The organism is Sphingobium rhizovicinum (genome assembly GCF_042647625.1).
GTDB lineage: Bacteria > Pseudomonadota > Alphaproteobacteria > Sphingomonadales > Sphingomonadaceae > Sphingobium > Sphingobium rhizovicinum.
Genome location: NZ_JBHRVU010000004.1, coordinates 2828141 through 2840807, shown reverse-complemented (window position 1 = coordinate 2840807; position 12667 = coordinate 2828141). Strand labels below are relative to the sequence as shown.

The window sequence follows — 12667 nt, the reverse complement described above, 5'->3', positions numbered from 1 at the left end:
ATGGGCGCACCCATGACCGAACTGCCCAAAACCTTTGACCCTGCCGACATCGAATCCCGCTGGTACGCCCATTGGGAGGAGAAGGGCCTGTTCCGCCCCGAACGCCCGGACGCGACGCCCTTCACCATCGTCAATCCGCCGCCGAATGTGACGGGCAGCCTGCATATCGGCCATGCGCTCGACAACACGTTGCAGGATATTGTGATCCGTTACGAGCGGCTACGCGGCAAGGATGCGCTGTGGGTGGTCGGCACCGATCATGCCGGCATCGCGACGCAGATGGTGGTGGAGCGCCAGCTCAACGCACAGCAGCAAAAGCGCACCGATTTCACCCGTGACGAGTTCGTCGCCAAGGTGTGGGAATGGAAGGCCGAAAGCGGCGGCGCGATCACGCGCCAGCTGCGCCGTCTGGGCTGCTCCATGGACTGGGCGAACGAACGCTTCACCATGGACGAGGGTTTTTCGAAGGCGGTCATCAAGACCTTCGTGGAACTGCACAAGCGCGGGCTGCTGTACCGCGACAAGCGGCTGGTGAACTGGGATCCGCATTTCCGCTCGGCCATTTCGGACCTTGAGGTCGAGACGGTCGAGACGAAGGGAGGCTTCTGGCGCTTCCGTTATCCGCTGGCCGATGGCGTGACGCTGGCCGACGGCAGCGACCATATCGTCGTCGCCACCACGCGCCCGGAAACGATGCTGGCCGACATGGCGATCGCCGTGCATCCCGACGACGAGCGCTATAAGTCCGTCATCGGCAAGGACATCCTCCAGCCGATCACCGGGCGGCGCTTTGCGATCGTGGCCGACGAACATGCTGACCCGGCGCTGGGCACCGGCGCGGTCAAGATCACGCCGGGCCATGACTTCAATGACTTTGATGTGGGCAAGCGCGCGGGCTTGAAGGCCGGCGAGATGCTCAACATGTTCGATGCCGACGCCAATGTCGTTCAGACCGCCGACGGCCTGATCCCCGATCGCTTCCTTGGCCTGCACCGCTTCAGGAAGGATGGCGTGGTCGGCGCCCGCGAAGCCGTGGTGGCGGAGATGAAGACGCTCGGCTTCCTTGTCCCCCATGTCACGAAGAATAAGGAAGGCGAGGAGGTCGCCGCCGATTTCGAGCCGCGCACGATCCAGACGCCGTTCGGCGATCGCTCCAACGTGGTCATCGAACCCTGGCTGACCGATCAATGGTATGTCGACGCGGAAAAGCTGGCCATTGCGCCGACCAAGGCCGTGCGCGACGGCGCGATCGAGATCGTGCCCAAGAGCTGGGAAAAGACCTTCTTCAACTGGATGGAAAATATCCAGCCCTGGTGCGTGTCGCGCCAGCTCTGGTGGGGGCATCAGATCCCGGCATGGTTCGATGAAGACGGCAATCCCTATGTCGCCGAAAGCGAGGCGGAGGCGCAGGCGCTGGCCGGCAACAAGGTGCTGACGCGCGATCCCGACGTTCTCGATACCTGGTTCTCGTCCGCGCTCTGGCCCTTCGGCACGCTGGGCTGGCCGGAACCGACCGAGAAGCTGTCGCGCCACTATCCCAATGATCTGCTGATCAGCGGCTTCGACATCCTGTTCTTCTGGGACGCGCGTATGGCGATGCAGGGGATGGAGTTCATGGGCGATGTTCCATGGCGCAAGCTCTACCTCCACGGCCTCGTCCGCGCGGCCGATGGGCAGAAAATGTCCAAGTCCAAGGGCAATGTGGTCGATCCGCTGGGCCTGATCGACAAGTTCGGCGCGGACGCGCTGCGCTTCTTCATGGCGGCGATGGAAAGCCAGGGCCGCGACGTGAAGATGGATGAGAAGCGGGTCGAGGGCTATCGCAACTTCGCGACCAAGCTGTGGAACGCCGCGCGCTTCCTTCAGTCGAACGGCGTCACCGCTTCGGCCACGCATGAAGCGCCGCACGCCACGCTGCCGGTCAACCGCTGGATCATCGCGGAAACGGTTGCGACCGTGCAGGCGATCGACACGGCGATGACCGAACTGCGCTTCGACGCGGCGGCCAACGCCATCTATCATTTCGTCTGGGACCAGTTTTGCGACTGGTATATCGAGCTTACGAAGGGCGCGATGGATGACGAGACGAAGGCCGTCGCTGGCTGGGCGTTCGACCAGATATTGGTCATGCTGCATCCCTTCATGCCCTTCATCACCGAAGAATTGTGGCATCTGACGGGGACGCGGGAGAGCGAACTGATCGTGGCGCAATGGCCGGTGGCGCTCGCTGCCGTCGACACCGATGCGCAGGCCGAAATCGACTGGCTGATCCGCCTCGTCAGCGCGATCCGCACCGCGCGGACCGAACTCAACGTGCCGCCGGGCGCGAAGCTGCCGATGGTCGTGCGCGATGGCGCCGAGGAGACGCAGCGCCGTCTCGACCGTCAGGGCGTGGCGCTGGCGCGTCTGGGCCGGGTGGAAAGCCTGACCTTTGGCGAACCGCCGGCGGGTGGTGCGGCGCAGATCGTGGTGGACGAAGCGACCTTCATCCTGCCGCTGGAAGGCGTGATCGACATTGCGGCGGAAAAGACCCGTCTCGCCAAGGCGCTGGCCGCCGCAGAGAAGGAGCGCGATGGTCTGGGCGGTCGCCTGTCCAATCCCAGCTTCGTCGAAAAGGCCAAGCCCGAAGCCGTCGCCAAGGCGCGCGAGGACCATACCGAAAAGACCGCCGAGGCGGAAAGGCTGAAGGCGGCGTTGGACCGGCTGGGCTAAGCGGTTAAAGAAGAAGCATGTGCTCCTGCGCAGGCAGGAGTCCAGGTTGCCAGGTCATGCCGGTTCGCCCTGGGCTCCTGCCTGCGCAGGAGCCCTTATTAGGGAGGGCCGGGGTATGCGTGGACAGAGCAAGGGTGGAAAAGACCTGACGCAGGGACCGATCGGATCGACCCTGCTGCTCTTTGCGATTCCAACGCTGGCCTCCAACATCCTCCAGTCGCTCAACGGGTCGATCAACGCCATCTGGGTCGGCCGCTTTCTGGGCGCGCAGGCGCTGGCGGCGACCGCCAACGCCAATATCATCATGTTTCTGATGTTTTCGGTCGTGTTCGGTTTCGGCATGGCGTCCACCGTGGTTATCGCGCAATCGGTCGGCGCGCGCGATCTGGATGCGGCGCGGCGTGCTTTTGGCTCTGCGGTCGGATTCTGCTCGATAGTGGGGCTGGGCGTGGCGATCGCCGGCTGGATCGGCGCGCCGGCGCTGCTGCGGTTGCTGGCGACGCCGGCAGAGGCGTTCGATCTGGCGCTGGTTTATCTGCGCGTCATCTTCTTTGCGATGCCTGCAACCTTGCTGGTGGTGATGATCATGATGGGCCTGCGCGGCGCGGGCGATGCGCGCACGCCGCTGATCTTCATGATCGTCAGCGTCGCGGTGGACCTGATCCTCAACCCGGTGCTGATCCTGGGGCTGGGACCGATCCCGGCGTTCGGCATCGCCGGATCGGCGGCGGCCACGGCGGCGGCGGGCTTCGTCAGCCTGATCGGCGTCATCGCCTTCATCTATGCAAAGGATTTGCCGCTGCGGCTGCGCGGTCCGGAACTGCGCTATCTGTGGCCGGCGGCCGACCAGATGCGCGTGCTGGTGGGCAAGGGGTTGCCCATGGGCTTGCAGATGATCGTCATGTCAGCCTCCGGCCTCGTCATGATCGGCCTCGTCAATCGCGAAGGGTTGCTGGTGACGGCGGCCTATGGCGCGGCGCAGCAGATATGGACCTATCTTCAGATGCCGGCGATGGCGATGGGCGCGGCGGTCAGCGCCATGGCGGCGCAGAATGTGGGCGCAGGCCGGTGGGACCGGATCAGCCGCATCACCGGCTTTGGCATGGGCTATCTGTTCGCCATCACCAGCGCAATGATCGCGATCATCCTGTTGTTTCATGCGCCGTTGCTGTCGCTGTTTCTGGGCAGCAATCAGGCTGCGATCGACGCGGCCTGGAACATGCAGATGCTGGCCAGTTGGAGCTTCCTGCTGTTCGGCTGCACCATGATCCTGTTCGGGGTGATGCGCGCCAACGGCGTGGTGGTGGCGCCGCTGGTGATCCTGACCTTCACTTTGTTCGGCGTGCGGCTGGGCTTTTATCATCTGGCCTATCCGGTGATGGGGGCGGACGCCCTGTGGCTCAGCTTCCCGGCCGGATCGATCGCATCATTGTCGCTGGCGGCGCTGGTCTATCTGCACGGCGGCTGGCGCAAGGCGAAGCTGATCGCGCCGATCCATAGCGAGGAATGCCGCGAAGCGGTGAACAGCGAAACCGAACCGGCCGGGCGCATTGCGCCAACAGGCTGATGCGGCTTTGATCTTCGTCATCCCGGCGCACGCTGGGAGGACGAAAATGATTGCAGATTTCAGCGTCCCTGACTGCGCCAGCGGGTGATGGTGCGTTCGAGAATGTCGTTCTCGCTGCCCGACTGCCGCCATAGCTCGGTGAAGCTGGGATCGCTCGACGCGGGGCGGCGATGTTCTTCCAGATTGTCGAGCGCCACGCGGATCGGCACGGCGACGCCTTCGCCGCAGATGATCGCCTCCCGGTTGCGCAGGGCGGGGATGGAATCGAGGAAGCCGCGCGCGCCTTCGGGCATGGCGGCCTTCACGAAGGCCTGATCCCGGTCATTGTTGAGGCGCATCGATATGATCGTGCCGCATTGCGACAGCACGCCTTCGGCAAGGTCGGACGGACGCTGGGTGATCAGGCCCAGCGATACGCCATATTTACGGCCTTCCTTGGCGATCCGCTCCAAAATCTTGCGCACCGCCTGACCTGATCCGGTCGTGCTGTTGGGAATGTAGCGATGCGCTTCTTCGCAGACCAGCAGGATCGGCCGTTGCGGCTCGTCGCGCGCCCAGATGGCATAGTCGAACACCAGCCGCGACAGCACCGACACCACGGTCGATGTGATGTCGGACGGCATGGCCGACACGTCGATGATGGAAATGGGCTTGCCATTGGCGGGCAGGCGGAAAATCTTGGCGATGAACTGCTGCATCGTATCGGCGACCAGCATGCCTGAAAACATGAAGCTGTAGCGCGGATCGGCCTTGATCTCGTCGATCTTGGTTTTGAGGCGCATATAGGGCAGCGAATTGGTGCCCTTGTCCAGCTTGCCCATTTCATTTTGCAGGATGGTGGTCAGGTCGGACAACAGATAGGGGACCGGTGAATCCACCGTCAGCCGGCCGATGCTTTCGGCAAGCCGGTTCTTCGACCGCGCGGCGAGCAGGCATTTGGCGAGGATGTCGCTGTCGACCGTGCGGTCCGCGCCCTGCGATGTGACGAACACTTCGCAATGTTCCTCGAAATTCATCAGCCAATAGGGCAGGGCCAGATTGCTGACGTCATAGACCGCGCCATTGCCGGCAAAGGCCGCGCCATATTCGCCATGGGGATCGATCATGACGATATGCCCCTGTGGCGACAGGTCGCAGATGCGGTGCAGGATCAGCGCGGCGCTGGTCGATTTGCCGGTGCCGGTGGAGCCGAGCAGCGCGAAATGTTTGCCCAGCATCGAATCGACATAGAGCGCGGCGCGCGTGTCGCTGGTGGGGTAGACGGTGCCGATCTGAACATGCGGCCGATCGTCTGCGGCGTAGATTTGCTGCATGTCGGCGCTCGACACCGGGAAAATGTCGGTGCCCGGCGTAGGGTAACGGGTGACGCCGCGCCGGAAATGATAGATGCGCCCGGTCAGCTTTTCCTCATCGCCTTCGCCCAGAAAGTCGATGTCGGCGACGATGCCCTTGCTCGCCTGATCCAGCGTCATGGCGCGGACGCTGGCGATCAGCCAGCTATTGCCCACGCGCATCTTCACCTGGCTGCCGACCTGCCCGGCCATGGCGATGGACGGGTCTTCATCCTGCCCCAATATGGCGAGGCGATGGGCGTCGATCAGCACCTTCGAACTGGAGCCGGCAATCTGGAACACCATGCCCATTGACTGGTCATGGGCCATGGATGCCGCGGCGGAAGTGAAGGATTGAGCGCCCGGCATATGGGTCATCGGCCTTTGTCGTCCCCTGCGCCGGAACGTCTTCCGGCAAGAAAGCAGGGTTTATCCCGGATAGGTAAAGAATGACTTAGTCCTGATTCCTGCACGGCTGGTGCCGGTGTGCGGCGCAAAAATTGACGACGGATGGCGCCACCCCCATCTCGACCAAGATGCGACGGATCGGAACATGGACCGGCTTGCCGCATTGTCGACAGGATAAGCCCGAGGATGCCGCCTTTTGTCCCTGACCTTGCCGACCGATAGCGCCAGGCGCTCCGATGCGATCGCAATCGCGCGGGTCGTGTGCATATTGGGCGTCGTCTATGTTCATGCCTGGACGGGGCAGAATGGCGAAGCCCTGGCCGCCCTGCGCGGCACGCCGCAGGATGACCTGCGCTGGTTCCTGATGGAAATGTTCGGGCGCAGCGCGGTGCCGCTGCTGGGCCTGATCTCTGGCTGGCTGGTCGCGGCGTCCAGCCGCACGCGCGACTGGGGCGACCACGTCCGGCGCAAGGCGCGCACCATCCTGTTACCGATGATCCTCTGGAACATCATCGCCATCTTCCTGGTGTCGGGCGCGGCGCGGCTGTTCGGCCTGTCTGCGCCCCTGCCGCAATCCGTCTGGTGGACGGTGGATGAGGTGCTGATCCTCACCCGCAATCCCGACATCAATGTGCAGATGCCCTTCCTGCGCGACCTGTTCCTCTGCATGGTCGCCGCGCCGCTGCTGGTGCGCCTGCCCGGCTGGGTGCTGGCGCTGATTGGCCTGACAGCGGCGGCCTGCCATATCGCCGGGCTGGGGCCGCCGGTGCTGATGCGCGCGTCGATCCTTTTCTTTTTCGTCACCGGCATATTGGCGCGGCGCGGCGGCTGGGCGGATCGGGTCGTGAATTGGCATTGGCTGCTGGCGCTGCTGCCTTTTGTGCTGCTGATGAGCGCGCAACTTTATCGATCGGTGACGATCGGCGATGGCGGTCCGCGCATGGCGCAGACCGCGCTCGATCTGTCGGTGCGGGTGGCGGCGGCGCTTGCCTTCTGGCGGCTGTCCTGGGCGCTGGCGCTCAGCCCTGCACGGGACTGGTTGCTCCAGGTCGAACCTTACGCCTTCTTCCTTTTCTGCGCCCATCTGATCCTGATCTGGCTGGGCGGGCCGGTGCTGGGCGGGCTGTTCGGGCGAATGGGCGAACCGCTCTATCCGCTGTATCTGCTGACTCAGCCATTGATCGTGCTGGGCATCGTGATGCTGGTCGGCGGGGCGCTCCGCCGCATCGCGCCCGGCGCCGCGACGATGCTGAGCGGCGGGCGGCTGAAGCGGGAGACTCAGGCCAGTTCGCGGGTCGCGATGGCCTGAGCCGCCGCCATGGCGATGGCGAAGCTGCGCTTACGCGCGGCGGGGTCGAAAATCTGCCCGGTCAGGATCAGCTCATCCGCCTGCGTGCGGCGCAGGAAAGCGGCCAGGTCGCGCTCCACATCGGCCTGCGTGCCGATGCTCGACACGCTCAGCACATCGGCCAGCATCGCGCGCGCCTGCATCGGTAGGCTATCGAGATAGCCGGCGACGGGCGGTTGCAGCTTGCCCGGATTGCCGGTGCGCAGCCGCACGAACGCCTGTTGCATCGATGTGGCGATCAGATGCGCTTCCTCCGCATCGTCAGCGGCAAAGACATTATAGCCCGCCATCACATAGGGATATTTGAGCTGCGCCGATGGCCGGAAATCGCGGCGATAGATGGCGATCGCCTCGTCCAGCGCGGCGGGGGCGAAGTGGGAGGCAAAGGCATAGGGGAGGCCCAGCATCGCCGCCAATTGCGCGCCATAAAGGCTGGACCCCAATATCCAGAGCGGCACCTGCGCGCCCGCGCCGGGCGTCGCCTGAATGCCCATTCGATCATCGCCGGCGAAGAAAGCCTGCAACTCCATCACGTCGCGCGGGAATTGATCGGGGCCGCCCGACAGGTTGCGGCGGATCGCCTGCGCCACCCGCTGGTCGGAACCGGGCGCACGGCCCAGCCCCAGATCGACCCGGCCGGGGAACAGCGCGTCGAGCGTGCCAAACTGTTCGGCGATCAGCAGCGGCGCATGATTGGGCAGCATGATGCCGCCGGCACCGATGCGGATGGTGGATGTGGCCTGCCCGATATGCGCCAGCACGACAGATGTGGCGGCCGATGCGATGCCGGCCATGCCATGATGTTCCGCCACCCACAGCCGATGATAGCCCAGCGCTTCGGCATGGGCGGCCAGATCGGCGGCGTTGGCGAGGGCGTTGGCCGCATTCTCCCCTTCACGGACGGGGACCAGGTCGAGCAGGGAATAGCGTGTCATGCCCGCCATATGGGGGCATGATTGGTTTCACTTCAAGACGGAATTATCCGGCGCGGCCGAAACTGGTCGCAGGCGTGTCGACCCTGCGGCCGAACGTGGCCGGGCGGCGCGGGGCCAGCGGGCTGGCGTCGCGATCCAGCAGCGCCATGGTTTCGGTGAAACAGGGGCGCAGCGCGACGACCGTTTCGATCAGTTCGTCCGGGCCTTCGCGCGTTTCCACGCAGCGGCGGGCGGTCATTTCGATCTCTTCAGCCATGCCGCTCAGGCGATAGGCGCCGAACTGCGCCGATTCCCCTTTCAGCGTATGGGCCGGGGTGACAAGGGCGGCGGCATTGCGGGCGCGGAACGCTTCCTCAATGGCCGTGATGGACTTGACGCCATCTTCCCGGAAGTAGCCCAGGATGCGCAGGAATGCGGCGCCCAGTTCACCCCGGGTCCGCGCAAAGTCGGTCCAGCTGACCAGATCGGTCGATTGATAAGACACCCGCCACTCCACTTACGTGCAGCGATGAAAATAGGCTTTTCGCGTAAACAGGGGGTTAAAGCGTGGTGGATCGCAATGGATTTTGGCGCGCGATTCCGGTTGGCTTCACCCCTGCCGGCTGAGCGTAAAACGCTGCCCGTCCAGAGCGGAAAAGGCCCATCCCTGCTGCTGCGCCAAGGCCGTCAGTTCGCCCGGCGCGATCGGATCGTCCGCTTCGATCAGGATGGCGTCGGCGCTCCGCATCGCCCGCGCCGCGCGCAGGGCGGGCCAGGGGCATTTCATCCCCCTGGCGTTCACATGCAGCGGTTCGGCGTCCATCGCTTTATTTCGTGGCGAACGGATTTTTCTGGCTGCGCAGCGTTAACCGCACCGGCACCGCGCCAAAGCCCAGTTCCTTGCGGATGCCGTTCACAAGATAGCGGCGATAGCTTTCGGGCAGGTCGTCCAGTCGCGTGCCGAACAGAACGAACGTCGGCGGACGCGTCTTGTTCTGGGTGATGTAGCGCAGCTTGATCCGCTTGCCGCCCGGCGCCGGGGGCGGATTGGCCTCCAGCGCGGTTTCGAACCAGCGGTTGAGCTGGCCGGTCGAAATGCGCTGCGACCAGGCGGTCCGCGTTTCGAAGGCGACATGGATCAGATCGTCCAGACCCTTTCCGCTTGCCGCCGACACGGTCATGATGGGCACGCCGCGCACCTGCGCCAGACCATCGGACAGCGCCTGCTTGATGCCCTGATACAGGGCCGATCCATTTTCCACCGTGTCCCATTTGTTGAGCGCGATGACGAGGGCGCGGCCTTCCTCCAGCACCTTGTCGGCGATGCGCAGATCCTGCGCTTCCAACCCGCGCGTCGCGTCCAGCAGCAGGACGACGACTTCGGCGAAGTTCACGGCGTTGAGACCATCGGAAACCGCCAGCTTTTCCAGCTTGTCCTGCACCTTGGCGCGCTTGCGCATGCCGGCCGTGTCGATCAGGCGGACGGGCCGGTCCAGCCCTTCGCGGCTGGTCCACATCCAGTCGACGGCGATGCTGTCGCGCGTGATGCCGGCTTCCGGCCCGGTCAGCAGGCGGTTTTCGCCCAGAAATTTGTTGATGAGCGTGGACTTGCCCGCATTGGGGCGACCGACGATGGCGAGCTTCAGTGGCGCGCTTTCCTCATCCTCGTAAAAATCCTTCTCGTTCGCGGCGTCCTCGCGGTCGATATGCGGTAGCAGCGCCTGGAACAGGTCGGCCAGGCCCTGACCATGTTCGGCAGAAAAGGGGATGGGTTCGCCCAGGCCCAGGCTGAAGGATTCCATGACGCCATCGTCCGCCGCCTTGCCTTCCGCCTTGTTGGCGACCAGCACGACCGGTGTGTCGTTGGCGCGCAGCCAGCGGGCGATTTCCTCGTCCAGCGGGGTGATGCCGGCGCGCGCGTCGATCATGAACAGGGCAACGTCACAATTGTCGACTGCGGCCTGCGTCTGCATCCGCATGCGGCCGGGCAGCGACTGCGCGTCTTCATCCTCATAACCGGCGGTGTCGACGATGGTGAAATCGACGCCGAGCAGGTTCGCCTCGCCCTCCCGCCGGTCGCGCGTCACGCCGGGCTGGTCGTCGACCAGCGCCAGCCGCTTGCCGACCAGGCGATTGAACAGGGTGGACTTGCCCACATTGGGACGTCCGACGATGGCTACCGTGGGCAGCATGCCCGTATTCCTTCCAAAAATTCAAACCGGTTAAACGCGCTACTCCCGCGCAGGCAGGGCCTGCACGGGAGTAGCGCTTAGCATATTTTTCGCTCTTAGCGGAACGCCGTCAATTTTCCATCATCGGCCAGCACATAAAGCATGTTGTTGGCGACGATCGGCGACAGCGACATGGAGTTTTTCATGTCGATGGTCGACTGGACGGTGCCGTTGGCCGGGTCGACATAGACCATTTCGCCACGGGTCGACACCACGATCAGGCGGCCGCCGGCCAGGATCGGGCCGGTCCAGCGGATCGCCTTGTCCTTTTTCTTTTCCTTCTGCCAGCGGCGCAGCTGGCTGACCCAGCGGATCTTGCCGGTGGCACGCGCGACGCACAGCAGGCGGGCGTCGCTGGTCACGGCGAACACCCATTCGCCAACGACCGCCGGCGTGGAAATGCCGGCGATGTTGATTTCCCACAGGCGCTGGCCGCTGGTCAGTTCATAGCTGGCCATGCGGCCGCCCTGACCAATGGCGAAGACGCGGCCGCGATCGATCACCGGATCGGCGTCGATGTCGGTCAGCGTCGCCACCGCGGTCGAAATGCTGGTGCGCGACAGGGCGTCGCCCCACAGGCTGCGGCCATTTTCATAACGATAGGCGGTGATTTCGCCCGAGCTGTAGCCCGCGATCACCGTGCCCTGCGCGGCGGCGGGCGCAGCTACGCCGAAAATGCCCGTGACCTGCAACGTGCCGCTGTCGGTCCACTGGGTTTCGCCGTCGCTCTGGTTGAGCGCGAAAATCTGATTGTCCTGGCCCATCACATAGACATGGCCGTTTTCCAGCGTCGGCGCGCCGCGCAGCGGGCCGCCGGGATGCTTTTTCCAGACAATCGCGCCATCCGCGACATTGAGCGCGAACACGTCGCCCAGGCCGGTGCTGGCGAACAGGCGATCGCCCAGCACGCTGACGCCGCCGCCAAACAGCGCGCGGCCATTGCCCTTGCCTTCGGACGGCAGGCTGGTTTGCCACAGCTTGGAACCGCTGGCCGCGTCATAGGCGATGACATGCGCGCCCGCGTCGGTCACGAACAGCTTGCCTCCCGCGACAACCGGCGATGCGGCAAGACGCGCCTGGGGCGAACTGCCCTCGATCGACGCGGTCCAGACGCGGCTGGGCGATCCGCCCAGCGACACATGGCCCATTGCCTTGGACGGGTCGCCGCCCGGCTGCGCCCATGCCTCATTCACATAGGGGGCGGGCAGGCTGACCGGCACGTCGGCCAGAGACGGCTCCACCTCTACGCCCTGCTCGTTGCTCAGGATCGATACGCGGTTGCCCAGCACCGGCGTCTTGGGGCCGCCCTTCTTGCCGCCGACCACGCCGCACCCGGCGATCAGCGCAACAAGTGCCGCCATCGTGACAGCCCGGCCCATCTTCATGCTTGCCATGCGATCGATCATCCTTCGGTGGTTTCGGCCGGTATCTCGACCGCATCAATGCCCATGACGCCGGCCATCTGTCTGGCCCGTGAACGGATCGATTCGGGCACCCGGCTATCCTTTGCCATGGCGGCGAAAATCGGCCCGGCCATCTTGGTCTGGCCCATCTTCATATAGGCCAGCGCAACCAGTTCGCCCGCGCTGCCGAACCAGGGCGCGCCCTCGATCGCCAGCGGCTTCAGCCGGTCGACCACCTGCTGGGGCTTCAGGCTGTCAAATTCCAGCGCAGTCTGGCGGATCAGCGCCAGATCGCGATAGGGCTGATCGAGGCTGGTGTCGGCGGCCATGGCGGCAAAGGCGGCGATCGCGGCCTTGCTGTCGCCCTTGCGCGCGGTAAGGCCTGCCTTGGTCAGCAGCGCGGATGCGCGATAGCCCGGCTGGTTGGCCTTGGCCAGCGCGTCCAGTTCCTTCGCGTCGGGCGTGCCGCCGCCAGCAGCGCTCGTCAGCACCGCGTCCATCTTTTCGGATACGGCTTCCGACTGTGTCTTGCTGTAATGCTGCCAGTAGAGCCAGCCGCCAAAGGCGGCCAAGCCCAGGATGATGGCGGCAAGGGTCAGGCGGCCATAACGCTCCCAGAAGGTCATCAGCCGGTCCTGACGGACGGCTTCATCGACCTCGCGCATGAAGGCTTCGCTGTTTTGCGGCGTGAGGGCCACGGGAATCTCCGAGAAATGGGTCAGAAAACTCTGCCGGAAGGCGCGATCAATAGCG

At 64.6% G+C, this 12667-nt stretch carries 10 protein-coding genes; 3 read left to right on the top strand and 7 right to left on the bottom strand.

Translation table 11 applies throughout. The features are described 5' to 3' along the window. Positions 1–12: 12 nt before the first annotated feature. Positions 13–2712 carry a valine--tRNA ligase gene (locus tag ACFOKF_RS14860; RefSeq protein ID WP_380796586.1) on the top strand — a complete coding sequence of 900 codons (2700 nt, stop codon included), beginning with the start codon at positions 13–15 and terminating at the stop codon, positions 2710–2712. Between the two features lie 115 nt (positions 2713–2827). Continuing rightward, on the top strand, positions 2828–4279 hold the full coding sequence (locus ACFOKF_RS14855; RefSeq protein WP_380796584.1) for an MATE family efflux transporter: 1452 nt from the start codon (positions 2828–2830) through the stop codon (positions 4277–4279). Between the two features lie 59 nt (positions 4280–4338). Here ACFOKF_RS14855 and ACFOKF_RS14850 read toward each other — a convergent pair whose 3' ends face one another. Beyond that, the gene (locus ACFOKF_RS14850) at positions 4339–5988 is read right to left on the bottom strand and encodes an ATP-binding protein (RefSeq protein ID WP_380796582.1); all 1650 of its coding nucleotides are present in this window, start codon (positions 5986–5988) and stop codon (positions 4339–4341) included. Positions 5989–6214: 226 nt separating this feature from the next. Between ACFOKF_RS14850 and ACFOKF_RS14845 the strand changes: the two genes are divergently transcribed. Next, a complete protein-coding gene (locus ACFOKF_RS14845; protein WP_380796580.1) occupies positions 6215–7327 on the top strand; it encodes an acyltransferase family protein in 1113 nt (370 codons plus the stop codon). Here the strand turns inward: ACFOKF_RS14845 and ACFOKF_RS14840 are convergent. The 6 genes from ACFOKF_RS14840 to ACFOKF_RS14815 form a co-directional block, all read right to left on the bottom strand. Further along, positions 7297–8301, bottom strand: coding sequence for an LLM class flavin-dependent oxidoreductase (locus ACFOKF_RS14840; protein WP_380796579.1), 1005 nt, complete (start codon positions 8299–8301; stop codon positions 7297–7299). The two genes, ACFOKF_RS14845 and ACFOKF_RS14840, sit on opposite strands and share 31 nt — an antisense overlap. Before the next feature lie 43 nt (positions 8302–8344). Beyond that, on the bottom strand, positions 8345–8785 hold the full coding sequence (locus ACFOKF_RS14835; protein ID WP_380796578.1) for an Hpt domain-containing protein: 441 nt from the start codon (positions 8783–8785) through the stop codon (positions 8345–8347). Between the two features lie 105 nt (positions 8786–8890). Then, entirely contained in the window at positions 8891–9103 is a 213-nt protein-coding gene (locus ACFOKF_RS14830) for a sulfurtransferase TusA family protein (protein WP_380796576.1), read from the bottom strand. Between the two features lie 4 nt (positions 9104–9107). Beyond that, complete coding sequence (gene der / locus ACFOKF_RS14825) at positions 9108–10472, bottom strand: ribosome biogenesis GTPase Der (RefSeq protein ID WP_380796575.1); 1365 nt, start codon at positions 10470–10472, stop codon at positions 9108–9110. A gap of 95 nt (positions 10473–10567) precedes the next feature. After that, positions 10568–11905 (bottom strand): outer membrane protein assembly factor BamB family protein, encoded by a 1338-nt coding sequence (locus tag ACFOKF_RS14820; RefSeq protein ID WP_380796573.1) that lies wholly within the window; start codon positions 11903–11905, stop codon positions 10568–10570. Positions 11906–11913: 8 nt separating this feature from the next. Further along, the gene (locus ACFOKF_RS14815; RefSeq protein WP_380796571.1) at positions 11914–12612 is read right to left on the bottom strand and encodes a tetratricopeptide repeat protein; all 699 of its coding nucleotides are present in this window, start codon (positions 12610–12612) and stop codon (positions 11914–11916) included. Positions 12613–12667 lie beyond the last annotated feature (55 nt).

What these genes read in the sequence shown, in the direction of transcription:
- ACFOKF_RS14840 (WP_380796579.1), bottom strand. Translation starts at nt 8,301, where the DNA reads ATGACACGCTATTCCCTGCTCGACCTGGTCCCCGTCCGTGAAGGGGAG.
- ACFOKF_RS14850 (WP_380796582.1), bottom strand. Translation starts at nt 5,988, where the DNA reads ATGACCCATATGCCGGGCGCTCAATCCTTCACTTCCGCCGCGGCATCC.
- ACFOKF_RS14860 (WP_380796586.1), top strand. Translation starts at nt 13, where the DNA reads ATGACCGAACTGCCCAAAACCTTTGACCCTGCCGACATCGAATCCCGC.
- ACFOKF_RS14830 (WP_380796576.1), bottom strand. Translation starts at nt 9,103, where the DNA reads ATGGACGCCGAACCGCTGCATGTGAACGCCAGGGGGATGAAATGCCCC.
- ACFOKF_RS14820 (WP_380796573.1), bottom strand. Translation starts at nt 11,905, where the DNA reads ATGGCAAGCATGAAGATGGGCCGGGCTGTCACGATGGCGGCACTTGTT.
- ACFOKF_RS14855 (WP_380796584.1), top strand. Translation starts at nt 2,828, where the DNA reads ATGCGTGGACAGAGCAAGGGTGGAAAAGACCTGACGCAGGGACCGATC.
- der (WP_380796575.1), bottom strand. Translation starts at nt 10,472, where the DNA reads ATGCTGCCCACGGTAGCCATCGTCGGACGTCCCAATGTGGGCAAGTCC.